We start from the raw sequence: 23,404 nt of genomic DNA on the forward strand, positions 1-23,404 counted from the left end.
CCGCCGTGCCCTAGGGGTATCTTCTCGTGTTCCGGCCATCGTCGGTCCCCCTCGGCCAGGCCGTGTCGTTCCGGCCGTCGGCCCCGTTCGGGTTCCCTTCGGGATTCGGACGGGGGGTTCTGCGCGTGCCCCGGGTCCTGCTCCGGCCCGAACCCTGCCCCTCCATCCTCGGGCGAGCCGGCTCCGGCGGATTCCCGACCGCCGGCGAGTGGGCCGGACCGGCCGCCGCGGGCGGCCAGACGTGGACGGCCGTGGGCGCGTCGTCGTCCAGCCTGAGCCGTCTCGGCTCGGGTCCGCCGTCCGGGTCCTGAACGCGCTTGGGCTGGATCGGCCGGCGCGGGTTTCTGATCGACTCCGTGATCAGCGGCGCGCCGACCGTCAGCATGAGACCGACCGCGAGTACTCCCACCAGCGACCGGATCTTCGACGTCGCCACCCGTTCCGGCTCCTTGCTCTTGGTGAGCACCGAGAGCCGGACCTGGGATATGGAGCTGTTGGTCTTCTGGAGGTCGTCGAGCGCGGCCGGGATCCTCTTGAGGATCGCCTCCATGGTCGCCTGCGCCATGGCGGGGTTGCTGTGGGTGACGGTCACCTTGAGCAGGGGGGCGCGGCTGTCGGGCGGGATCTGCGTCTCGTATGTACCGGTGAGCCCATGCTGCGCGAGATCCTGCGCGGTGAGCTCATCGTCGACCGCGCGGCCGACCAGTTCCGCGGTGATCGACAGGGACCCGTCGAAGGACAGGTACGGGTTGCCGCCGGTGTTCTTCTCGGCGATCTGCTTCGATGTGAGGAACACGACGGTTCCCGAGGACTCGTAGGTCCAGGGCAGCAGGAGGTACCCCGCCGTAACGGCCGCGAACGTGAGCACCAGCAGGGGAACGGTGATCGTCCATCGGCGTGCGAGGACGAACACGGCCTCCATCAGGTCCACCGGACCTCCATCAACCCCACCCCGCGTGAATAGTCGTGACGCCGGTGTGCTCATGCGGGCGGTACCGGACGAGCCGTCCCTTGACCGCCGGACCGTTCCCAGGTAGCGGACTCACAAAGTGTCCCCTACGACAGGGCGTTCCGCCAGCCGGGCCGGGGAAGCACGCGCCCTGATTCGCGGTGCGTCCCGAGTCTCGTGGTGCAACAATGGCACGTCCAGACGGTCCCTTGCACCCCGCTTGGAGCGTTCCGTGACTATTCGCCATATATTCAGGGCGGTTTTCCGGCATCCGCTGGTGGTGCTGTTCGTCGTCATCGCGATCGGCGGTCCCGGATTCTATGCGACCAAGCTGGCCCCCGCCTCGTACCAGGCGCACACGGTGGTCTCCGTGGTGCGGCAGGGCGAGGAGACCAAGTTCACCTCCAGCACGATCGGCACGGCCGAACTGCTGGCGGCGTCCTTCGACGACGACAGGTCCCGGGACGAGGTGGCCGGAGCGGGCGGGCGGGCGGACTACCGGGTCGTGATGGACAACCAGGGCAGTGAGGAGGTGCCGACCCACGACCAGCCGTACATCGTGCTCGACACCTTCGCCCCCGGAGCCGCCGAGGCGGAGAAGGCGATGACCGTGCTGGTCCGGGCGATGCGGGTCAGGCTGGCGTCCTGGCAGATGTCCGCGGGCGCGGACGACGACTACTACATTCTCCGGCTGAAGACGGTGGCCAGCAGCCGCAAAGCCGTCGAGGTGCCCAGGCATACCAAACAGGCCGCCGCCGTCCTCGCTCTGCTGATAGTCATGGTCGTGGTGAAGAGCGCGGTGGTGGCGGACCGGATGCTCGCCTCCCGGCGGAGCTGGAAGCGGTTGCGCAGGGCGCCGGTGGCCGCACCGCCGCCGCGGGCGCCCGTACCGTCGTGATGAAGGGACAACGTATGGCACCGCCAGGGTGGGGGAGGTTGGTCGCGGCGCTTCTCACGGGCGCCGTGGCCGGCGGAGCGGTCGTGTGGCTGGTGGCCGTGCCGCATCCCGGGGATCGGGAGACCCTGCGCGCGCGTCCGGCGAACACGTCGGCCCCGCGCGCCTCCGGCGCCATCGACGCCTCCCGGTGGCCGAACGCGAAGACGACCGGCACCGGCGGCATCCAGCTGATCCCCAGTCCGGTCCTCCGGGTGACCACCCCGGGGGAGGTGATCGACGGCTACGAGGTCCATGGGGACATCAGCGTCGAGGCCGACGACGTCGTCATCCGCCGCACCCGGGTCGTCAGCGACGCCCACCAGGGCTGGGGGATCATCCAGCGGCAGGGCGTCGGCGGCCTGGTGATAGAGGACAGCGAGATCGTCAGCACGCCGCGGCACAAGATCGACCAGGCGGTGCTCAACTTCGGCGGCATGCTGACCGTGCGCCGCACGAACATCTCCGGCACCGCCGACGGCGTCGTCACCTCGCACGGCCTCATCGAGGACAACTACATCCACGACCCGTCGCCGGGCAAGGACGACCACGTCGACCTGATCCAGGCGGGGAGCGGTCCCGCGGCCGGCCTGAAGCTGATCATCAGGAACAACACCCTGTTCAACCAGCAGGAGCAGACCTCGGCCGTGGGCCTGTTCCAGGACTTCGGCGCCCCGCACGACGTCCTGATCGAGGGCAACCTGCTGGGGGGTGGCGGCTACAGCCTCTACGCGGGGCGGGGGGCCGACGACAAACACGCCACCAGCAACATAAAGATCATCAAAAACGTCTGGACCCGGCAGATGTTCCCCAAGGGCGGCCGCTGGGGACCGGTCAACGCCTGGGAGCCCGCCGGGCGCGGCAACGAGTGGCAGGACAACGTCTGGCTCGACACGGGTCGTCCGGTGGAGCCGTGAGGATGGATATTTCCGACACTCGGTTTGTTTAACTGAAAAATGTATGAACTCTGCCATTCCTGTTGTCTGGTCGTGTCGCAGCCGCAACAATGACCGCTTGGGTATATCGCTGAGTCGGCGGAAACGAGGCGCTCGACCGGGCGCGTAGGTCGGAGGCAGAGCGATGGTACGTAGTTCGAGGCGCGCGGGCGGACGGCGGAGCCGTCTGCCCGGTCTGGTGTCGCTGCTCGCCGCCTGCGCCGTCGGCGGGGTCGCGGTCACCGTGATCCTCACCAATCGTTCGCCCGAGACGTCGCTCGGCCCGACGGTTCCCGTCGCCCAGGAGCGGATCCTGCAGGCCAGCTTCGCGCCGGAGCCGCGGGAGGCCAGGCCCCGGCGCGATCCGATGCCGGTCGAGGTCGGCATGCGGTTCGTCCCCCAGGTCGAGGGTCAGGTCGTCGCGCTGCGCTTCCTCAAGGCACGGGGTGACTCCGGCCGTCACATCGGCAGCCTGTGGAGCGACCGTGGGGCGCTGCTGGCACGCGTCACCTTCAGCTCGGAGACCAGCCGAGGCTGGCAGGAGGCTCGTCTGTCGGCGCCGGTGGCGCTTGAGGCCGGACGCACCTACACGGTCTCCTACAACAGCGGCGCCGGCAGGTACGTGGCGCAGCGCGGGGTGTTCACGCGAGGGCCGCTGGAGGCGGGTCCCCTGGTCGCGCCGGCGGAGCGCAACGGCGTCTTCTCCTACGGCCGGCCGGCCTTTCCCCGGCGTTCCAACCGCGCCGGCTACAACTACTTCGTCGACGTCGTCTTCCGTTACACCACTGCCGTCCCGGATCCGGCGGCCGAGGAAAGCGTGCCGCCGACCTCGGTGCCGGCAGATCCCCAGGAGCCGGGGGAAACGCCCGAAGTGCCGGTGACGCCGGCATTGCCGGACGACACGGCGACGACCACACCCGAGGCGACCCCCACGGTGATCGTGCCCGCCACGCCGCGTTTCACCCCCCGCTACACTCCGCGCGCCACCCCGGCCGCAACGCCCGGCCGCCCCGACCCCACGGCGACGTCCGAGCCGAGCCTTCCCTCGAAGCCCACCCAGGCTCCGCCGCCGGTGACCGGATTCCCCGACGCCTCCACCACGGGCCCCGCGAAGGGCACGGTGTTCACCCGGATGAAGGGCGGCGAACTCCGCCAGAACGGCGCCGTCTACGACGGTGTGGAGATCACCGACTCGATCGACGTCTACGCCGACAACGTGACCCTGCGGAACTGCAGGATCATCACCACCGGGGAGTGGGGCGTCCAGCTCAGGAACGGCCACACCAACCTCGTCGTCGACCACTGTGAGATCGCCGGGGACGGCAGGCGCCAGCTGGCCGTGGCCGTCAAGAACATCGGGGACGGCGACATCACGATCCGTGGCAACGACATCCACGACGCGACGGACGCGATCAACACCGGGCGCGGGACCATCGAGGGCAACTACATCCACGACCTGCGCGCGTTCACGGGGGACCACGTCGACGGCATCCAGACCGAGGGCTCGTCGGGAAGCGCGCCATTGGTGATCAAGAACAACACGATCCTCAACCCCGTCGGCCAGACCAGCGCGATCATGCTGGCCACCAGCCTCGGTCCCGTCACCAACGTCCTCATCCAGGGCAACCTGATCGGTGGCGGGGGCTACTGCTTCTACGGTGGCGGTGACAAGGCCGGGTCGAGCAGGAACGTCGTGGTCCGTGACAACGTGTTCAGCCGCTCGCTCTTCTCCAACTGCGGCGCGTACGGCCCGGTCGCGCACTTCGACAGATCGGCGCCCGGCAACGTGTGGCAGAACAATGTGTGGCAGGGCACCCGGAACCTGGTCGAGCTCTGACATGGAACAACTGCCGATCGCCGGAGCGTACGTCCTCACTCCGGCGATCCACGCCGACGACCGGGGCGACTTCCTCGAGTGGTTCAAGGCGGACAGGATAGCCGAGGCGGTGGGGCACTCCATGCGCCTCGCCCAGGCCAACTGCTCGGTCTCCCGCCGGGGGGTGCTGAGAGGCGTCCACTTCGCCGAGGTGCCGGTCGGCCAGGCGAAGTACGTCACCTGTGTGGCCGGGTCCGTCGTCGACGTGGTCGTCGACCTCAGAACCGGGTCGCCCACCTTCGGCCGCTGGGAGGCCGTCGAGCTGGACGACGTCACGAGGAAGGGCGTCTACCTCGCCGAGGGGCTCGGGCACGCCTTCATGGCGACCAGCGAGCAGGCCACGGTCGTCTACCTGTGCTCGGAGCCCTACGCGCCCGGTCGCGAGCACGGCGTGCATCCGCTCGACCCCGAGCTCGGCATCGCCTGGCCGGCCGGCCTGGAGCCGATCCTGTCACCGAAGGACGCCGCCGCCCCCACGCTGCCGGAGGCCATGGCCGCCGGCCTGCTGCCCGTCTACGACGAATGCCTGGCGTACTACGACAAGCTCCGCGCCATGTAGCCGCGGCTCCCGGCGCTCAAGCGCGGTGAGCCGTCAGGTCAGCGGTTCCACCCGCAGGGGCAGCGTGCCGCCGTCGATGCACTCTCCCGTGGTCGCGTCCCACTTCCAGTGGTGGCGGGGGCACTCGACGACGCCGTCGCAGATGACGGCGTGAGTGAGGTCCTCGCCCGCGTGCGGACAGAACCGCTGCATGCGCAGACCGTCACGCTCGATGGTCTCGGTGTTCTGCCGCTCCCGCAGCATCTGCATCGTCTGCACGGGCTGGTTGCCGTACCGCAGCAGGCTCATGAAGGTCAGGTCGAAGACGTCGGGCTCGCGGTGCAGGCCCACCCGCATGGACAGCAGGGCCTCCTCCCAGCCGGTCCGCTCCTCGATCACCGCCCGCATCGTCCGGGGGCAGAGCAGGAGCGTGTATTCGGGGTCGTACGGCTCCTCGCCCTCGATCACGAAGCGCTCGGCCAGGCGGCCCAGGCGCACGTCCCACATGCGGCCGTCCGCCACCAGGCGGACATCCTTGGCGAAGTCGCCCAGGAAGCGACTGTTCCAGCTCTGCAGCTTGGCGAAGTACGCCTCGATCTCCTCGGTGGTGACGGGGTCGGCCGGCTCGTCGTAGAACGCGCCCCACTCGTCGCGGCGCCGCTCCCGGTAGCCGGCCAGGTCATCGGCGGGCGGCGCGTCGCTGTCACGTTCCACCAGCGGGCCGCCGGGCTCGTCGCCCAGCCGTACCACGTCACCCGGGAAGAGCCGCAGCACGTCGACGCCGGGGCACGCTTCGGCGAACTGGTCCGCCACGTCCTCCCACCGTGGGAAGATCGTCGCCTCCCTGTCGTTGTACGCCTCCAGGACCGGATCGAGGAAGCAGGCCGGGCCCGCCGACGGCAGGTAGGCGGCGGCGCCGGTGATCCGTACCTTGCGGTAGAGCGTGTCCAGGAGGTCGCCCCGGACGGCCTCGACCTTCTTCCCCATCACCTCCGGCGGATAGTCGTAGCAGTTCGGGTACCACATCGCACCCGAGTACTGCGCGGCGAGCAGGTCGACGTCGCCGGGCAGCTCCGACATCGGAGTGTTGCAGTCGTTGAGATCGAGGAAGCGGTAGCCGTCCAGGTCGAGCAGGAGCCCGCTGTCCTCCTTGTGACTGGTGTCGAGGTACATCGTGACGGTGAAGCCCGGTGCGAGCTCGTGGGACTCCTTGTGGCCCAGCGCCACGACGTCGTCGAAGCCCAGCGCGGCGAACCGCTTCACCATGATCCTTGAGCGGTACCGGGGGACGATCACGGTGATCGACCTGTCCAGCATGCGCAACAGGCGCTCGTCGTAATGGTCCTCGTGTGCGTGGGAGACGTAGAGGTAGTCGAAACGACCACTGGTCACCACGTCCAGGACGTGCCGGTTGTCGGGGTACGGGAACCACGAGTGCAGGAACGCGGGATAGAACCAGGGATCCATGAGCAGCCGGACGCCCTGGTGCTCGGCGATGAACCCGGCATGGCCCAGATAGCGCAGCCCTGTCCTGGGCGCCCGGCGGTACAGGTCCATCAACAGAGCCCCTCCGTAGCGTTGGCACACTGATCCCACTCGGGCACCGCCCCGCGGCGCGGTTCGAGTATGCCATCGATAGCCCCCGGAAAAGGGGACTTATGGTGATGCTTCTGCCTTCAGAAAAAGCCACGGCCCCGGTCCTGAGGAACCGGGGCCGTGAGGTCTGCGGGTGAGGTCTGCGGGTGAGGTCTGCGGGTCGCGTCAGCCGATGGTCCAGGTGTCCCCGCCGTGGAGCAGGCCGGCGAGGCTGCCCTCGCCCTTGTCGGCCGTGGCCGTGGCCACCTGCTCGTTCAGCAGGTGGTCGTAGGAGGGCCGGTCGATCGAGCGGAAGACGCCCATCGGCACGTGCTCGAACGCCGGCTCGTCCAGCCGCGACAGCGCGAACGCGAGCGACGGGTCGGGGTTGTGGGCGTCGTGCACCAGGATCTCCCCGTCGGACACCTCGGCGCGGCGCACGACCTCGACGCCGCCCGTGGGCGACAGCCGTACGGCCCGCTCGTTCTCGCCGGTGCCGAAGACGATCGGCTGACCGTGCTCCAGCCGTACGGTGATCTCGTCCCGGGTGCCCGGGTCCTTCAGCGTGTCGAAGGCCCCGTCGTTGAAGATGTTGCAGTTCTGGTAGATCTCCACCAGCGAGGCGCCGCGGTGCTCGGCGGCCTGGCGCAGCACGCCCTGCAGGTGCTTGCGGTCGCTGTCCATGGTCCGGGCGACGAACCCGGCCTCGGCCCCGAGCGCCAGCGAGATCGGGTTGAACGGCTTGTCCAGCGAACCCATCGGGGTCGACTTGGTGATCTTGCCGATCTCGGAGGTGGGGGAGTACTGCCCCTTGGTCAGGCCGTAGATCCTGTTGTTGAACAGCAGGATGTTCAGGTTGACGTTGCGGCGCAGAGCGTGGATGAGGTGGTTGCCGCCGATCGACAGCGCGTCGCCGTCACCGGTGATGACCCACACCGACAGGTCGGGCCGGGAGGCGGCCAGGCCGGTCGCGATCGCCGGGGCCCGCCCGTGGATCGAGTGGAAACCGTAGGTGTTCAGGTAGTACGGGAAGCGGGAGGAGCAGCCGATGCCGGAGACGAAAACGATGTTCTCCCGGCGCAGCCCCAGCTCGGGCAGGAAGCTCTGCACCGCGGCGAGGATCGCGTAGTCGCCGCAGCCCGGGCACCAGCGCACCTCCTGGTCGGACTTGAAGTCCTTCAGGGTCTGCTTGGTGTCGGTGCGCGGGATCAGGGCCAGGCCCTTGCCGTTGAGGCCCCCGTTGACTGTGTCAGACACTCTCGATCACTTCCCCGATGACGGCGGCGAGCTCCTCGGCCTTGAAGGGGAGCCCCCGCACGCGGTTGTAGCTGATCACGTCGACCAGGAAGCGCGCCCGCAGCAGCATGGCGAGCTGCCCGAGATTGATCTCCGGCAGCAGCACCTTGTCGTAGGAGCGCAGCACCTCGCCGGTGTTGGCGGGCAGCGGGTTCAGGTGACGCAGGTGCGCCTGGGCCACCTTGTGCCCGGCCGCGCGCACCCGCCGGGCCGCCGCCGCGATCGGCCCGTACGTCGAGCCCCAGCCCAGCACCAGCACGCGGGCGTCGCCGCCGGGATCGTCGACCGTCAGGTCGGGCACGTCGATGCCGTCGATCTTGGCCTGGCGCAGCCGCACCATCCGGTCGTGGTTGTCGGGGTCGTAGGAGATGTTCCCGGTGCCCTCGGCCTTCTCGATGCCGCCGATCCGGTGCTCCAGGCCGGGCGTGCCGGGCACCGCCCAGGGGCGGGCCAGCGTCTCCGGGTCACGCTTGAACGGAAGGTAGGTGCCGTCCTCGCCGTTGGGCTCGGTGGTGAAAGGCGCGGTGATGTCGGGCAGCTCCGACACCTCCGGGATGCGCCACGGCTCCGAGCCGTTGGCCAGGTAGCCGTCCGACAGCAGCATCACGGGCGTGCGGTACTTCACCGCGATGCGCGCCGCCTCCACCGCCATCGCGAAGCAGTCCGACGGCGTCGCCGGGGCCAGGACCGGCACCGGAGACTCGCCGTTGCGGCCGTACATGGCCATGAGCAGGTCGGTCTGCTCGGTCTTGGTCGGCATGCCGGTCGAGGGACCGGCCCGCTGCACGTCCACGACGATCAGCGGCAGTTCGGTGGTCACCGCGAGGCCCACGGTCTCGGCCTTCAGCGCGACGCCGGGGCCCGAGGTCGTGGTCACGCCGAGCGACCCGCCGAAGGAGGCGCCCAGCGCGGCGGCCACCCCGGCGATCTCGTCCTCGGCCTGGAAGGTGCGGATGCCGAACCGCTTGTGCTTGGACAGCTCGTGCAGGATGTCGGAGGCCGGGGTGATCGGGTAGGAGCCCAGGAACAGCGGCAGCTTCGCCTGCACCGCCCCCGCGATCAGCCCGTACGACAGGGCCTGGTTGCCGGAGATGTTCCGGTAGACACCCGGTGTGAGGGTGGCCGGCTTGATCTCGTAGGAGACCGAGAACGACTCGGTCGTCTCGCCGTAGTTCCAGCCCGCCTGGAAGGCCGCGATGTTCGCCTTGGCGATCTCGGGCTTCCGCGCGAACTTGGACTCCAGGAACTTGACCGTGCCCTCGGTCGGCCGGTTGTACATCCACGACAGCAGGCCGAGCGCGAACATGTTCTTGGCCCGCTCGGCGTCCTTCTTCGAGATGTCGAAGCCGTCGAGCGCCCGTACGGTCAGAGAGGTCAGCGGCACCGCGTGGAGCCGCCACTCCTTCAGCGAGTCGTCTTCGAGCGGGTTGCCTGGATAGCCCACCTTCTGCAGGTTGCGCTTGGTGAACTCGTCGGTGTTGGCGATGATGTCGGCGCCGCGGGGCAGGTCGCCGATGTTCGCCTTCAGCGCGGCGGGGTTCATCGCGACGAGCACGTTGGGCGCGTCGCCGGGGGTCAGGATGTCGTGGTCGGCGAAGTGCAGCTGGAAGCTCGACACCCCGGGCAGGGTGCCGGCGGGCGCGCGAATCTCCGCCGGGAAGTTGGGAAGCGTCGACAGGTCGTTGCCGAACTGGGCCGTCTCCGCCGTGAACCGGTCACCCGTGAGCTGCATTCCGTCGCCGGAGTCACCCGCGAACCGGATGATCACGCGGTCGAGCTGCTGAACCTGCTTGGTCACAGCTCCTCAGTCCTCCTTGGCGCGCCCAGGCCTGTCTGCTTGTGGCACGTTGTCATGTCCATGCTAGATCCATCGGGGTCAGGCTGGTTTCTCCGAAGTGCGCACTTGACGCGCTGTCTACCGGGACTTGCCGGCCCGCCATCTGCGGGGTGTTTCCACTGGGTGCTCCGGCCGCCGGGGTGGCGCACCGTCAGTCTCGCGAACCGTCTGGACGACACAGGCCCGACGCGAGCCGGCACAGGTCCACGTGCAAGCGGGCGACGAGCATGGTTCGGGTCACGATCCTCAACTATATGCGGGGAGCCGGGCTGCGGCCGTCAGCGTTCAGCCCTTGAGACCGAGCCCGGCGGGATTCAGGGGTACCCGACACACGGTAAGAGCGGATATTTCGGCTCATGTGCCGTGGTCATGGCTGGTCCCGGGCCGGACGTGACCGGTCTCTCGGCGGAGGACAATGGGGGTTATGGCGGTGAGCACATGCCCGTGAACGATCTTCCGATGCCGACGGCAGGCCCGGTGACGCGGCCGCTGCCCGAGCCGATGCGGTTCGTGCTGAACTGGGGCCGCCGATACTCCCTCTGGGTGTTCAACTTCGGCCTGGCGTGCTGCGCGATCGAGTTCGTCGCCACGTCGATGAGCAGGCACGACTTCATCCGCCACGGGGTCAGCCCGTTCGCGGACGGCCCCCGCCGCGCCGACCTGCTGATCGTGTCGGGCACGGTCACCGACAAGATGGCCCCGGCCGTGCGGCGGCTGTACGAGCAACTGCCCGACCCCAAGTACGTCATCTCGTTCGGCGCCTGCTCCAACTCGGGCGGGCCGTACTGGGACTCCTACTGCGTGACCAAGGGCGTCGACCAGATCATCCCGGTGGACGTGTACGTCCCGGGCTGCCCGCCGCGCCCCGAGGCCCTGCTGCACGGGATCACGAAGCTGCAGGAGAAGATCGCCGCCGAGTCGGCCGGGAACCACTCCCTCCCGGCCGCGGACCGCTCGCTCCCGGCCTCGGGCCGCTCCGTCCCGGGCGCGGAGTCATGAGCGCGCTGCCGGAGCCGTACGGCTCCCGCGCCGGCGACTCCTTCGGGCAGGCCGTGCTCGACGTGGAGCCCGGCGAATGGATCGACGCGCTGACGGCCGCGCGCTCGGCCGGGTTCGCGTTCTTCGACTGGCTGACCGCCGTCGACGAGCCGCCGGAGGCGTTCGGCGTCGTGGCCCACGTGTTCGACCCCGTCGCGTTCGCGCACCTGCTCCTGCGCACCCGGGTGCCGCGCGCCGACCCCCGCCTGCCGACCGCGACGGGCGTCTTCCGCGGCGCGAACTGGCACGAGCGCGAGACGTACGAGATGTTCGGCGTGGTGTTCGACGGCCATCCGGACCTGCGCCCGCTGCTGCTGCCGGACGGCTTCGAGGGCCATCCGCTGCGCAAGGACTTCGTGCTCGCCGCCCGGGTCGCCAAGGCGTGGCCGGGAGCCAAGGAGCCGGGCGAGTCCGGCCAGGGCTCCCCGAGCCGCCGCAGGACACTCCCCCCAGGCGTCCCGCCCGACTGGACGCCCTCCTGAGAGCCCCACAGCCGACGCGCTCCTACCGCACCGCGTGACGGTGGTGCGGCATCAGAACGGGCACCTCCACCCCGGCCACGCCGCCGTCGCCTCGTCCTCCCAGGTGGACAGCGTTTTCCCGCGATAGACCGTGTCCGCGTGGCCCGAAACCCAAACCGTGAAAGTGGCATCGGGTTCTATCCGCCCGTTGCTCAGCCAGGTGCCAGAAAGCTGATTTTCCGGGATGAGTCCGGTGTCCAAGAAGCACTGCACCACAGCGACAAGTGCCTCGCCACGGCGGTGAATGTCATCGGGGGAGGAAAGGGCACGTTGCTTGCCCTGCCCGCACCCAGCGAGCAGGACAAGGCTGCACATCGCCAGCACCGCACGTCGTGTCGTCGTCACTGCTGCATCCTCATGGCGGCCTTCGCTTCCGTGATCCCGCCCGCCGCCGACCGGCATCGAGCGGCATGGCTCTTCTCGTCGCGGCCCTTTATCTGGCCCGTGCGCTGAGGGGGCACTTCCAATCAGGCCACCTCGCCGTCGCCTCGTCCTCCCACGCCTGCAGCGTCTTCCCCTCATACACCGTCTCCTCGTGATCGCTCCTCCACGTCACGAGTTCCGCGCTGGGTTGTACCTTCTTGTCCTTCAGCCACGGCTGGTGTTCAAGATGCGCGGCCGGGATTCTGTCGTGATCGACGAGACACTGCACCACCGCCACGAGCGCGGCATCGCGCTTCTTCACCTCGTCGTTCGCGGGAGAAGGCGGCTTCTCGTCAGTGCACGCGGACAGCAGGACAAGGACGCACATCGCGAGCACCGCACGTCGTGTCGTCGTCACTGCTGCATCCTCATAGCGGTCTGCGCATCCGTGATCCAATCCGTGAGCGTCTTTCCCGCGTAGCGCGTGTCGGCGTGCAGACTGATCCAGTCGACCAGGGCGGCATCGGGAATCACACGCCCGCTTCGCACCCAAGGCGCATCTGGTGGCGGATGCACTGCTCCCGCGTCCAGGAGTCCCTGGATCACAGGAACCTCCACCTGGAACACCTGCCGCCTGGAGGAATCCATGTTGGCCTTGAGAGCCTTCAAGGCGTGCCCTGTGTCCAAAGCACTGTTCAGCGCGGGTGTAGCGAGGGCGGTCATGATCTGTGCCAGCGTTCCTGGCCCGAAGGGATTCGAGAAGCTGAGGGCACCGAACCCGCCGCTTGCCGTCGCGAGCAGCATCTGGTCCCTGGCAGCCTCTTCATCGGCGCGTAGCTCTTTCTCGAAGTGGTGGGTGTTCTCCACCCGCTGGATCAGACCGAAGAGACCGCCCATTTCCCTCAGGTAGTTCCGGTCGGAAGGGTCTTGGATTGTAGCCGCGACGGCTGTGCTCACACGAGAGGCCATCAAGCCCTTGAACACGCCGAACTCCTCGGGCTTCCGCAGGGCCTGCGTGAAGAAGCCCTCCAGCTCATCGAGTTTGTTGATGGCCACCCAAGGATTGGACGGTTTGTTCCCTTGCTGCAGAGCGCCGGAGGCGAAATCGTGATTCACCGACTGTGCGAAGTCGGGAAGGTGGCGGCCGGCGGTGTCGATCAACGCCTGTCGGATTTGGTGGGGAAGCACCGTCTGAGGGTGGAGTTTGGCGAAGGCGGCGGTGGCTTGGACGATGTGGACGACGGACCAGGCGGATTCCTTGGCGTCGAGGGAGGTGCCGCGCTCGGCGGAGACGGCGGCCTTGAGGAAGGCCCCCACGGGAGTGGAGAGGTCCATCCGGCCGGCGAGGGGAAGCGCGCCTCCCGGATGCACGTACGAGCTGAGGAACGCGCCGGGATCGTAGCCGGGGGTGTGCCAGGAGTCGCTGACCAGCATGCGGGCGTACTTCGGGCCGGTGGCGGGGTCGCCGAGCACGTGGCGGGCCGCGATGCCGTTCTCGGCGGCCCGTTGCAGGACGGCCCCCACGGCGTCGAACTCCGCCATGAGGCGCTGGCGACGGGTGGCGGCGGTGCCGGTCTCCGGCTCGCCGCGATCGGGCGGCCAGATCGCCCTGCCCGCGGCGCGGGCGTCGAGCATGGTCCGGGTCAGGTCGGCGAGCAGGCGCGGGTCCCACGAACGGCCGTCCGGGCCGTACTTCGCCAGCATGCCGGCCGACCAGGGGTCGGAACCGCGGGTGATCGCGTCGCGGGCCGCGGTGGAGAGCAGGGGACGGCTCTCCTTGCCGGCGCCCACACGCATCCGGCTCGCGGCGGCCAGCGAGGCGCCGAGCGCCCGCAGGATGCTCACGGTCTCCGCGCCGAACAGCGTGGGTCCGGTGCGGTTGTACAGCGTGCGGGCGGCCTGCGAGGCGAGCGGCCCGGCGCCCGCCCAGAAGGCCTCCTGGTAGTCCTTGTCGGCGAGGTGGCGTTCCAGGCGTTCGGCCAACGGCGCCAGGGCGGCACGGGCCTCCTCGGGGTTCTTGGCCGCGAGGGCGGCGGCCAGCGCCTCGGCGTCACGCCGCCCCTGGTCGCCGCTCTGCCCGGTCGCCTCCCAGTCCAGCCGTACGACCGGGGGGCGGGCGAAGACCGGCCCGAGCACGCCCGGGGCTCCGGTCATCACATTCCACCCCTGCTGCCTGGCCAGCTCGTACGCCCTCGTCGTACGGGCGTCCATGTCGCGGACGTCGTCGAGCGCGGCGGCGATCAGGCGGGACAGCGAGGCGAAGCTGAGTTCACTGCCCCATTTCTGCATCTTCTGCTGAATCGCGGGGCCCTGCCGGGCGAGCATGTCGTGAAGCTGTTCCAGCCGTCTGGTCAGCTCTTTCAGATTTTCGGGATCGACCCCGACGAAATCCCCCATGGTGTCCCTTCTCCCCGGCGAACTCCGTGACGACGGACTACGAGGCGGCGGTCCGGCGTTCCGCCTCCTCGGCACGGGCGACGAGATGCGGCTGCTCGCTGAGAACGGCGTCGAGCAGCGTGCTGAGCTGGGCCTTGCGCGCGTGCCAACCGGCGGCCCACAGATCTGCCGCCGTACCCTGCCAGGTGTGGTCGCCGAACATCGGGGGCACGGCGCCGAGCGCATCGAGAATATCCCGCGCGGCCGTGGCGGCCGCGGCCATGTCCGCTCTGCACTCGGCGATTTCCGGCGCCGTCATCGGTCCCTCCGGTTGTCGCGGCTGACATAACGCCCAAGGAGCACTTCGCAGCCTAGGGAAATGCATCCCGTATAACCAGAGATATGCGACGAAAGCCGGAGCCGAGCGCCTATGGGAGAAAGACGCCGTATTCGGATAGCTCGGTGGTGAGGTGGGGAGGCAGGGCCGCGGCGGCGGAGACGTCCTCGGCCGAGACGAAACTCCCCACCTGCTCCCGGACCCGTACGACCTGGTCGGCGAGGGCGAGGGTCATCCCCGGCAGGCTCGCGATGAGCGGCGCGGGAGCGCGGTTGAGATCGACCAGGCCGCCGTCGTCGTACTGCCGGGGCAGGTCGGGCCGTCCGATCCGCAGTTCGCGCGCCATCGCGGGATCCCGCTCGGCCAGCTCCCTCGCCTGCTGCCGCAGCATGCGCCGGTGCTGCGCGACCGCCAGCGCGTGCTCGTTGAGGGTGGCGGGCTGCGAGGCGAGGCCGAACACCCGCTTCCTGATCAGGAAGGAGTGCAGGGTCCCACCGAGCGAGGGGCCGAGCGCGCCGAAGATGATGGCAATGGTGGCCGGCAACGGGGTGGGGACGCCCTTGTAGACCACGCTGTTCCAGAGCCACCCCGTCGTCAGTACGGCGTATCCGGCGGCGGACAGGCCGAGCGCGACGCTGCGGCCTCGGATGGCGGCGTACAGCATCGAGAAGGGAGTGCCGGCTCCGCAGGTGAAGAGCGGGACGAGCGCCCAGAACACGCTGGCCGTGCCGGACGGCGGCTGCGGTGGTGGCGGCGGATAGCCCCCGTAGTACGGATTCGGTGGTCCCTGTGGTGCGGGAGGGTAGCCTCCCGGTCCCCCATAGCCGTTCATTGTCCAGACGATACGGATTCGTCGCCGTTTGTGCGTGCCCTTCTTCCCCACATTCTGTGGACAACCTTGGGGACGAGGCTGTGGACGATGTGGAAAAACCCGAGGGCGGAGCCGCGTGTCCGGCTGCCGTCCACAGCGCTCGATACGGTGCGCGATGATGAGGTATGGCGTGCGTACCAGGAGAAGGACCGGGCGGGGACCCGGCCGTGATCATGCGGCAGGCGCTGCGCGAGCCGGAGCCGGGGCAATATCCGGAGGTCCGCCCCGACCTGCCCGCGCGCAGCCGGGGCGTGATCGCCCTGGTGGAGGAGAACTGCACCGTCTGCATGCTCTGCGCGCGTGAGTGCCCCGACTGGTGCATCTACATCGACTCGCACAAGGAGACGGTCCCGGCGCCGGAGGGCGGCCGCCCGCGTGCCCGCAACGTGCTCGACCGCTTCGCGATCGACTTCTCGCTGTGCATGTACTGCGGCATCTGCGTCGAGGTGTGCCCGTTCGACGCGCTGTTCTGGTCGCCGGAGTTCGAGTACGCCGAGTACGACGTCCGCGACCTCCTGCACGAGAAGGACCGGCTCGGCGAGTGGGTCGCGACCGTACCCTCGCCGCCCGCGCCCGAGATCGGCGCGGAGCCGCCCAAGGGACCGTCCAGGGGATCGTCGGCGGGCGCGCGCGGCCCGGCGGCGGCCGGTCCGGTCAAAGAGCCGGCGAAGGGCCCCGGGACCCAACCTGTGCCCGCGCGCGGGACCGAACCCGCGACCGGCGCGGCGGGCGGGCCCGGGAACCGCCCTCGGCGCGAGCCGCCGCGCGCCATGCGCGACGTCCGCTCCATCCGGCCGCCCGGCGCACTGCCGAAGAAGCCCCAGCGGCCCGGCGAGAAGGGTGGTCCCGAGGGGGAGAGCTGACCTCTCGCACGCCGGACCGTCCCACGGGAACGTTCGCCCAGGACCTGCGCGTTGGAGGGCTGGACACACCGAACCGTGAGGAGGAGGCGTGCACCACAACCGCCTGCGCACCGCGGTCCTGCTGGGGGCGCTGTCGGCGTTCCTCCTGGCGGCCGGGGTCTGGCTGGGGGGCGGGGCCGGTGCCCGGATCGCCGTCGTGGTCGCGCTCGCGACCTGCGGCGTCGCCTACTTCACGGCCGACAGGATCGCGCTGTCGGCCCTTCGGGCCCGGCCCGTGGCCGAGGTCGAGCAGCCGCACCTCTACCGTGTCGTCCGCGAGCTGTGCACGGAGACCCGCGGGCCGATGCCCCGCCTGTACGTGTCGCCGACCATGCAGCCCAACGCGTTCGCGACCGGCCGCAGCCCGCGTGACTCCGCCGTGTGCGTCACGCACGGCCTGCTCGGGCTGCTGGACGAGCGCGAGCTCAAGGGTGTGCTCGGCCACGAGCTGTCGCACATCAACAACCGGGACACGCTGATCTCGTCCGTCGCGGGCGCGCTGGCCACGATGATCACTTATTTCGGGTACGTCGGCCTCTTCTCCGGTTCGGACGACGACGAGGGGCCGGGGTTCCTCGGCGCCATCCTGGTGATGATCCTCGGCCCGGTCGCGGCGACCATGATCCAGATGGCGATCTCGCGGTCGCGGGAGTTCGCCGCCGACGACGCGGGCGTACGGCTGACCGGCGACCCGCTGGCTCTCGCCTCGGCGCTGCGCAAGGTCGAGATGGAGGCGCGCCGGCTTCCCCTCCCGGAGAACGGCAGGCTCGCCTCCGCGGGTCACATGATGTTCGTCAACCCGTTCCGCTGCGCCGGGCTCGGCCGGCTGTTCGCGACCCATCCGCCGGTCGCCGCGCGCATCGCCCGGCTGGAGCGGATGGCCGGCTACCGGCGCTGACAGGGCCCGGAGAGGGAGCAGGCGGCGTTCAGGAGTGCTGGCGGACCGGGTCGGTCTCCTCGGCGCCGAGCGCGGGCAGCCCGTCGATGCTCTCCCGGTTGTGCTTGGCGCGGTAGTTCCGCCGCTGCTGCACATCCTTGCGTCCGGCCCAATCGTCGAGCAGCGCCCGGTCCTGCTCGTACGCCATGAAGGGCACCGAGTAGCCGCAGGAGTCGGCGATGCGGTCGCAGGACACCACGATGACCGAGCGCACGCCCGGATGCGGCCCGAAGAGCGTGAGCAGATCGGAGAAGCCGGCGTCGCCGGGAGTCACCACGCGGCCGGTGCCGAAGAGCCGCACGATCTTCGGCGGCCCGGCGAAGGCACAGAACATCAGCGTGACGCGCCCGTTGTCGCGGATGTGGGCGATGGTCTCCACGCCGCTGCCGTCGAGATCGAGGTAAGCGACCGTCGTGTCGTCGATGACCGCGAAGGTGTCCCCGTAGCCCTTCGGCGACACGTTGACGTGGCCGCCCCGCTCGGGTGCCGTCGCCACGAAGAAGACCGGTTGTGCGGAGATGAACTCACGCAGTCGGTCGGTGAGCTTCTCGTAGACCTTGCCCATATTGCGACGATAACCCGGACCACGCGCCCGGCAGCCGCCACGTCCACCGGTCGGACAGACGCGTGCGGTGGTCGAGCGGCGGTGGTCGAGGATCTGTCACGAATCAGGCACGCCCAGGTCTCTATCGGTGCCCTTGTGTCATGACAAGGGGTGAAATATGCGGTTTGGTGGTGTTTACTGCAGCCAACCGATTGGGTCGGCTTGGTAGACAAGCCAGGTCACGAGAGAGGTGTGACATGGCGGACGTACATGAGCGCGGCGTCTACAGCCGCCGGAGGCTCCTGAAGGCGGCGGTCACCGGCGTCGGTGTGTTCTCCACCGCCGCGCTGCTGGAGGCGTGCGGCGCCGGCTCCTCGTCCTCGAACGGGACGAAGCCGTCGAACGGCAGCGCGGACGCGGGCGCCGACACGGGCAAGGGCATCGAGGTGCTGCGCGTCTCACTGCCCGGCTCACTGTCGAACCTCTATCCCGGCCAGGAGTCGGGCATCCTCAACTACTACGTCACCGGCATCTGCATGGAGGGGCTGGTCGGCGTCGACGCGGCAGGGAAGATCGTGCCGGCGCTGGCGTCGGCGTTCGAGCAGACGTCGCCGACGACCTTCGTCTACACCCTCCGCCCCGACGCGAGGTTCCACGACGGCACCCCCGTGACCGCGGACGACGTCCTCCACTCGATCGAGATGGCCAAGGACGTCAAGGTCTCTCCCTCCACCGCCTCCTACTGGGCGAACCTGAAGAAGGCCGAGAAGACCGGCGACGCCGAGATCACCCTGACCGCGAAGACCGCCGACGTGTCCTTCGCCTGGCTTCCGTCGAACGCCGACGCGCTGTGGATCGCGCCGAAGGCCCTCTGGGACAGGGCGAAGACCGGTATCGGCACCCCACAGGCGCTCCCCGTCGGCACCGGCCCGTACAAGGTGACCTCCTTCGTGCCCGACTCGTACGTCGAGTTCGAACGGGCCGGCACCTGGCGCGGCCCGGAGCCGAAGCCCGCGAAGATCCGGTTCGAGTTCGTGCCCGACGAGAACACCCGGTTGCTGGCCTGGAAGGCCGGCAAGGCGGACATGGCGCTCAACGTGCCGCTGGCCCAGTCAGGCCAGTGGGAGAGCGCCTCCGACACCAGGGTCGTGTACGCGCCCGACCGCTCGTACGCCGGGCTCACCTTCAACGTGCGGGCCAAGCCGTTCGACGACGTGCACGTGCGCAAGGCGATCGCCCACGCCGTGAACCGGGAGGCCGTCGTCGCCAAGATCCTGCGCGGGCACGGGCAGGTGGCGACGGCGATGTCCACCCCGGAGCAGTTCGGCGGGCTCTGGACACCGCAGGAGGCCGCCGCGAAACTCGGCGGGATTCCGCAGTACGCCTACGACCTGGAGCAGGCGAAGCGGGAGCTGGCGCAGTCGTCGGTGCCGCAGGGCTTCTCGGCGAGCCTGTCCTACCCGAACACCGGCCCGCACCTGGGCACGGCCGCGCTGGCGTTCGCCGCCGACCTCAAGAAGATCGGCATCACGCTCGACGTGAAGGAACTCCCCATCGAGCAGTGGCTGGCGGAGCTCAACGACTTCCCTCCGCTGAGCTACATGTGGTACTTCAACACCACGGGCGACCCCGGCGAGCTCGCCGCCTGGTTCCTCGGTGACGGCAATCCCGCCCAATACACCAACAAAAACATCGCGGCGACGATGGCGAAGGCCGACGGGGAGGCCGACCCGGCGGCACGGGCCCAGCTCCTCATCGACGCGCAGACCACGCAGGCCGCCGACCTCGCCTACCTGCCGCTGTGGTGGGGCCAGGCCGCCGTCGCGTTCGGCAGCGCGGTCGGGATCAAGGACTACTCCTCCTACACGCTCATGGCCGACTGGCCGTCCCAGGTGTACGCGGCGCAGTGAACCGGCCCGTTCTCACGTTCGTGCTGCGGCGCGTCGCCGCGACGCTGGCGTTGCTGGTCGCGCTGTCGCTGCTGGTCTTCGCCCTGCTGTACCTCGCGCCGGGAGACGTCGCCCGCACCATGCTGGGCACGCGCAGCGTCACCCCGGAGGCGCTGGCCCAGGTGCGCGCCCGCTACCACCTCGACGACCCCTTCCTGGTGCAGTACTGGCGGTGGCTGACCGGCGTGGTGACGGGCGACTTCGGCACCTCCATCCGCACGGGCGGGCCGGTCGGCCCGCTGCTGCTGGACCGGACCGGGGTGACGGCGGCCGTGTCCGGGCTGGCGTTCCTGCTGTCGATCCTCGCCGGGGTGCCCGCGGGCGTCGCCACCGCCGTACGGCGGGGCCGGCTCCTGGACCGTGTGGTGGTCACGGCCTCGGTCGTCGGCGTCAGCGCGCCCGGCTTCGCGGTCGGCCTGATCCTGCTGTACGTCTTCGCGCTCGGGCTGGGCTGGTTCCCCGTCTACGGCACCGGCACCGGGTTCCTCGACGCGCTGTGGCACCTGGTCCTTCCGGCCGTGGCGCTCGCGCTCGGCCTCGGCGCGTTCGTCGTGAAGCTGACCAGGGCGGCGGTCGTCCGGGAGCTCGACCAGGACTACGTGACGTTCGCCCGGGGCCGTGGCCTGTCCGAACGCAGGGTGCTGCGCCTGGTGCTGCGCAACGCGGCGATCCCGATCGTGACCAGCCTCGGCCTGATGGTGGCCTACCTGTTCGGCGGGACCGTGCTGATCGAGGTCACCTTCGCGCTGCCCGGACTCGGCGCGCTGATCGAGGAGTCGGTGCTGTTCAAGGACATCCCGGTGGTGCAGGCGCTGACGCTCGTCGTCGCGCTGGTCGTCTCGGTGACCGCGCTCGCCGTCGACCTGTCGTATCTCGCGATCGACCCGCGTGTCCGCACCAGGGCGGTGCGCGGATGACCCGGCTGAGACGGCTGAGGCGGCGGGCCCCGGTCCTGGTCGTCGTGTCCGCCGTCGTGCTCGCCGCCGTCGCGGCGTGCGCGGTGGGCCGGGAACTGCTCGCGCCGCATGCGCTCGACCAGGACATCTACCTGGGCGTGGTGGGCGCGGGGGCCGACGGCCACCTGTTCGGCACCGACCAGCTCGGCCGGGACATCCTGCAGCTGTCGCTGGCGGGCGCCCGTTCGGCCCTGGCCGGTCCGATCGTGGTCGCCCTGGGCTCGATGGTGATCGGGTTCCTGCTCGGCACCTTCGCGGGCTACCGGGGCGGCGTCGTGGACATGCTGGCCGGCCGCTACGCCGACCTGCTGCTGGCGCTGCCGCCCGTGCTGCTGGCCATCGTGGTCGCGGGCCTCGTGGGCCGCGGCTACTGGGTCACGGTCGCCGTGCTGGTCGTGCTGTTCTCGCCGTCCGACCTACGGCTCGTGCGCGGCGCGGTGATGGAGCAGACGCCCCGGCCGTACATCGAGTCGGCCCGGCTCCTCGGCATCCGGCCGATGCGGATCATGTTCCGGCACGTCGCGCCGAACATCGTGCCGATCGTGGTCGCCAACCTCCTGCTCAACGTGGCGTTCGCGCTGGTCGCGCTCTCGTCGCTGTCGTACCTCGGGCTCGGCGTGCCGCCCGGTGCCCCCGACTGGGGACGCCAGCTCGCCGACGGGCGTGAGCTGCTCGGCGACAACCCGCTGGCGGCGGTGGTGCCCGGCGTCCTGATCATCCTCACCGCGACCGCCGTCAACCTGCTGGGCGACTGGCTGTCGGAGCTGCTCGACCGGAGGGTGGTGGCCAAGTGACCGGTGACACGACGGCCGGAGACACGACGGCCGGAGACACGACGGCCGGAGACACGGTGGACTCGGGCTTCGGGACGCCTCTGCTGCGCGCCCGCGACCTGCGGGTGACCTCGGCGGCGGGCCACCTCGTCACGGGTCTCGACCTCACGGTGGCCCCCGGGGAGACGGTCGCCGTCGTCGGCGAGTCCGGCTCGGGCAAGTCGATGACCGTCAAGGCGCTGACCGGGCTGCTGCCCGAGGGCGTGCACGCCAGTGGGCGGCTGGAACTGTCCGGGCAGGCGTACGACCTGGCCGGCGGCCGCGCGCCCTGGCAGCGGATCAGGGGGGCGACGATCGCGCTGCTGCTCCAGGACCCCTTCACCTCGCTGTCGCCGGTGCACCGCTGCGGCGAGCAGATCGGCTGGACCTTGCCGCGCGCCGGGCGCGCCGCCGGGGTCGCCCGGCTGCTGGCCGAGGTGGGGCTGCCCGCCGAGGCCGCCGGGCGCTACCCCTTCCAGCTGTCCGGCGGCATGCGCCAGCGGGTGGCCATCGCCGCCGCGCTCGCCGCGGGTCCCGCGTTGCTCGTCGCCGACGAGCCGACCACCGCGCTGGACGTGACGACCCAGCACGAGGTGCTCGAACTGATCGCCGGGCTGCAGGAGGCCCGGCGCATGGGCCTGATCCTGATCACCCACGATCTCCGGCTCGCCCGCGCCAGGGCCGACCGGATCATGGTGATGTACGCCGGGCGTCTCGTCGAGGAGGGCCCGGCGGCCCGGGTGATGGACACCCCGAAGCACCCCTACACGGCACGGCTGGCGGCCTGCGACCCGCCCGTCACGCACCGCCTCCCGGCGCTGCCGACGATCCCCGGCTCGGTGCCCCGGCCGTACACGGTGAGCGGCGCCTGCGCCTTCGCCGACCGGTGCGACCTCGTGGCCGACGCCTGCCGCATGGCGGAGCCGCCCCTGGCCGAGGTGGCTCCCGGGCACCGGGCGGCGTGCGTGCGGCCCTCCGACGTGCGGCCGATCGCCGCTCCCGAGCCGCCGCCCGTGCCCGCCGAAGAGCCCGTGCCCGCCGAAGAGCCGGTGCCCGCCGAAGAGCCGGTGCCCGCCGAAGAGCCGGTGCCCGCCGAGGAGCCGTCGTCCGCCGGCCGGGAGCCTGCGCCGGCGATGCTGACGGTGCGGGGGCTGACCAAGCGGTTCCCCGGGGCGTCCGCGCCGGCGCTCGCCGGGGTCGACCTGGAGGTCGCGGCGGGGGAGTCGGTCGCGGTGGTCGGCGAGTCCGGCTCCGGCAAGACCACACTCGCGCGGTGCGTGATCGGCCTGGAACGGCCCGACGGGGGAACCGTGGAGTTCGGCGGCCGGGCCACCGGGCCGAGACGGGTGCAGTACGTGTTCCAGGACCCGTACTCCGCGCTGAACCCCGGCCTCACCGTCGGCGCCTCGCTGGCCGAGGCGCTCAGGGCGGCGGGCCGCCCCCGGTCGGAGGTGCCCGCCCTGCTCGACCTGGTCGGACTGCCCGCGGCGTACGCCCGGCGCAGGCCCCGCGCGCTGTCGGGCGGCGAGCGCCAGCGGGTGGCGATCGCGCGGGCCCTCGCTCCCGGCGCCGAGGTGCTGGTCTGCGACGAGCCCGTCTCGGCGCTCGACGTCTCGGTCCAGGCGCAGGTGCTCAACCTGCTGTCGGACCTGCGCCGCGACCTGGGGCTGACCCTGCTGTTCATCACCCACGACCTGGCCGTCGCGCGGCAGGTCGCCGACCGCGTGTACGTGATGCACCGCGGCCGCGTCGTCGAGACCGGGCCGGTCGGCGGTGTGCTGGGCGCCCCCACGCACGAGTACACCCAACGGCTGCTGGCGTCCGTGCCGGCGGCGACCCGAGCGGAGTGAAGATCCTG

General features: G+C 70.3%; 23 protein-coding genes. 13 read left to right on the forward strand and 10 right to left on the reverse strand.

What is annotated here, in order from left to right; translation table 11 throughout:
* Positions 1 to 10: 10 nt before the first annotated feature.
* On the reverse strand, positions 11 to 931 hold the full coding sequence (locus OG344_RS11945; protein WP_405088272.1) for a hypothetical protein: 921 nt from the start codon (positions 929 to 931) through the stop codon (positions 11 to 13).
* A gap of 250 nt (positions 932 to 1,181) precedes the next feature.
* Between OG344_RS11945 and OG344_RS11950 the strand changes: the two genes are divergently transcribed.
* The 4 genes from OG344_RS11950 to OG344_RS11965 all read left to right on the forward strand — a co-directional run bounded on the left by OG344_RS11950 (position 1,182) and on the right by OG344_RS11965 (position 5,253).
* A complete protein-coding gene (locus tag OG344_RS11950) occupies positions 1,182 to 1,847 on the forward strand; it encodes a hypothetical protein (RefSeq protein WP_327049304.1) in 666 nt (221 codons plus the stop codon).
* A gap of 38 nt (positions 1,848 to 1,885) precedes the next feature.
* A complete protein-coding gene (locus OG344_RS11955) occupies positions 1,886 to 2,800 on the forward strand; it encodes a hypothetical protein (RefSeq protein WP_327049305.1) in 915 nt (304 codons plus the stop codon).
* A gap of 163 nt (positions 2,801 to 2,963) precedes the next feature.
* Positions 2,964 to 4,655, forward strand: a complete 1,692-nt coding sequence (locus OG344_RS11960; RefSeq protein WP_405088273.1) for a DUF4082 domain-containing protein — start codon at positions 2,964 to 2,966, stop codon at positions 4,653 to 4,655.
* Between the two features lies 1 nt (position 4,656).
* The gene (locus OG344_RS11965) at positions 4,657 to 5,253 is read left to right on the forward strand and encodes a dTDP-4-dehydrorhamnose 3,5-epimerase family protein (RefSeq protein ID WP_405088274.1); all 597 of its coding nucleotides are present in this window, start codon (positions 4,657 to 4,659) and stop codon (positions 5,251 to 5,253) included.
* A 33-nt stretch (positions 5,254 to 5,286) separates the two neighbouring features.
* Here OG344_RS11965 and OG344_RS11970 read toward each other — a convergent pair whose 3' ends face one another.
* The 4 genes from OG344_RS11970 to OG344_RS11985 all read right to left on the reverse strand — a co-directional run bounded on the left by OG344_RS11970 (position 5,287) and on the right by OG344_RS11985 (position 10,181).
* Positions 5,287 to 6,789: an MBL fold metallo-hydrolase gene (locus OG344_RS11970; protein ID WP_405088275.1), complete on the reverse strand. Its 1,503-nt coding sequence runs from the start codon at positions 6,787 to 6,789 to the stop codon at positions 5,287 to 5,289.
* A 204-nt stretch (positions 6,790 to 6,993) separates the two neighbouring features.
* A complete protein-coding gene (locus OG344_RS11975; protein ID WP_405088276.1) occupies positions 6,994 to 8,064 on the reverse strand; it encodes a 2-oxoacid:ferredoxin oxidoreductase subunit beta in 1,071 nt (356 codons plus the stop codon).
* Positions 8,057 to 9,901, reverse strand: coding sequence for a 2-oxoacid:acceptor oxidoreductase subunit alpha (locus OG344_RS11980; protein WP_405088277.1), 1,845 nt, complete (start codon positions 9,899 to 9,901; stop codon positions 8,057 to 8,059). Before OG344_RS11980 ends, OG344_RS11975 begins: the two co-directional genes overlap by 8 nt.
* Positions 9,902 to 10,091: 190 nt before the next feature.
* Positions 10,092 to 10,181, reverse strand: a complete 90-nt coding sequence (locus tag OG344_RS11985; protein WP_405088278.1) for a putative leader peptide — start codon at positions 10,179 to 10,181, stop codon at positions 10,092 to 10,094.
* 218 nt (positions 10,182 to 10,399) lie between these two features.
* On the opposite strand from OG344_RS11985, the gene OG344_RS11990 reads away from it, so the two are divergent.
* From OG344_RS11990 to OG344_RS12000, 3 genes are all read left to right on the forward strand, one after another.
* Positions 10,400 to 10,939 (forward strand): NADH-quinone oxidoreductase subunit B, encoded by a 540-nt coding sequence (locus OG344_RS11990; RefSeq protein WP_405088279.1) that lies wholly within the window; start codon positions 10,400 to 10,402, stop codon positions 10,937 to 10,939.
* Positions 10,936 to 11,460, forward strand: coding sequence for an NADH-quinone oxidoreductase subunit C (locus tag OG344_RS11995; protein WP_405088280.1), 525 nt, complete (start codon positions 10,936 to 10,938; stop codon positions 11,458 to 11,460). The genes OG344_RS11990 and OG344_RS11995 overlap by 4 nt, the downstream gene beginning before the upstream one ends.
* Before the next feature lie 138 nt (positions 11,461 to 11,598).
* Positions 11,599 to 11,952 (forward strand): hypothetical protein, encoded by a 354-nt coding sequence (locus OG344_RS12000; protein WP_405088281.1) that lies wholly within the window; start codon positions 11,599 to 11,601, stop codon positions 11,950 to 11,952.
* Here OG344_RS12000 and OG344_RS12005 read toward each other — a convergent pair.
* The 4 genes from OG344_RS12005 to OG344_RS12020 form a co-directional block, all read right to left on the reverse strand.
* Positions 11,933 to 12,280 carry a hypothetical protein gene (locus OG344_RS12005; protein WP_405088282.1) on the reverse strand — a complete coding sequence of 116 codons (348 nt, stop codon included), beginning with the start codon at positions 12,278 to 12,280 and terminating at the stop codon, positions 11,933 to 11,935. The two genes, OG344_RS12000 and OG344_RS12005, sit on opposite strands and share 20 nt — an antisense overlap.
* Entirely contained in the window at positions 12,277 to 14,259 is a 1,983-nt protein-coding gene (locus OG344_RS12010) for a hypothetical protein (protein WP_405088283.1), read from the reverse strand. Before OG344_RS12010 ends, OG344_RS12005 begins: the two co-directional genes overlap by 4 nt.
* A gap of 37 nt (positions 14,260 to 14,296) precedes the next feature.
* Complete coding sequence (locus OG344_RS12015; RefSeq protein ID WP_405088284.1) at positions 14,297 to 14,557, reverse strand: hypothetical protein; 261 nt, start codon at positions 14,555 to 14,557, stop codon at positions 14,297 to 14,299.
* 109 nt (positions 14,558 to 14,666) lie between these two features.
* Complete coding sequence (locus OG344_RS12020) at positions 14,667 to 15,407, reverse strand: ComEA family DNA-binding protein (RefSeq protein WP_405088285.1); 741 nt, start codon at positions 15,405 to 15,407, stop codon at positions 14,667 to 14,669.
* A 212-nt stretch (positions 15,408 to 15,619) separates the two neighbouring features.
* Between OG344_RS12020 and OG344_RS12025 the strand changes: the two genes are divergently transcribed.
* Both OG344_RS12025 and OG344_RS12030 read left to right on the forward strand, forming a co-directional pair.
* A complete protein-coding gene (locus OG344_RS12025; protein WP_405089077.1) occupies positions 15,620 to 16,309 on the forward strand; it encodes a 4Fe-4S binding protein in 690 nt (229 codons plus the stop codon).
* A gap of 88 nt (positions 16,310 to 16,397) precedes the next feature.
* Entirely contained in the window at positions 16,398 to 17,246 is an 849-nt protein-coding gene (locus OG344_RS12030; RefSeq protein WP_327049318.1) for a M48 family metalloprotease, read from the forward strand.
* Positions 17,247 to 17,274: 28 nt separating this feature from the next.
* Here the strand turns inward: OG344_RS12030 and OG344_RS12035 are convergent, their stop codons facing one another.
* Positions 17,275 to 17,850, reverse strand: a complete 576-nt coding sequence (locus OG344_RS12035; protein WP_405088286.1) for a pyridoxamine 5'-phosphate oxidase family protein — start codon at positions 17,848 to 17,850, stop codon at positions 17,275 to 17,277.
* A 236-nt stretch (positions 17,851 to 18,086) separates the two neighbouring features.
* Between OG344_RS12035 and OG344_RS12040 the strand changes: the two genes are divergently transcribed.
* From OG344_RS12040 to OG344_RS12055, 4 genes are read left to right on the forward strand one after another with little or no spacing between them, the layout of a single operon-like run.
* Positions 18,087 to 19,739, forward strand: a complete 1,653-nt coding sequence (locus tag OG344_RS12040; RefSeq protein WP_405088287.1) for an ABC transporter substrate-binding protein — start codon at positions 18,087 to 18,089, stop codon at positions 19,737 to 19,739.
* Positions 19,736 to 20,695: an ABC transporter permease gene (locus OG344_RS12045; protein ID WP_405088288.1), complete on the forward strand. Its 960-nt coding sequence runs from the start codon at positions 19,736 to 19,738 to the stop codon at positions 20,693 to 20,695. Before OG344_RS12040 ends, OG344_RS12045 begins: the two co-directional genes overlap by 4 nt.
* Positions 20,692 to 21,528, forward strand: a complete 837-nt coding sequence (locus tag OG344_RS12050) for an ABC transporter permease (protein ID WP_405088289.1) — start codon at positions 20,692 to 20,694, stop codon at positions 21,526 to 21,528. The genes OG344_RS12045 and OG344_RS12050 overlap by 4 nt, the downstream gene beginning before the upstream one ends.
* Positions 21,525 to 23,396: an ABC transporter ATP-binding protein gene (locus tag OG344_RS12055; protein WP_405088290.1), complete on the forward strand. Its 1,872-nt coding sequence runs from the start codon at positions 21,525 to 21,527 to the stop codon at positions 23,394 to 23,396. Before OG344_RS12050 ends, OG344_RS12055 begins: the two co-directional genes overlap by 4 nt.
* Positions 23,397 to 23,404: the final 8 nt, after the last annotated feature.

Origin of the sequence: Microbispora sp. NBC_01389 (assembly GCF_045040095.1) — a bacterium.
Taxonomy (GTDB): Bacteria; Actinomycetota; Actinomycetes; order Streptosporangiales; family Streptosporangiaceae; genus Microbispora.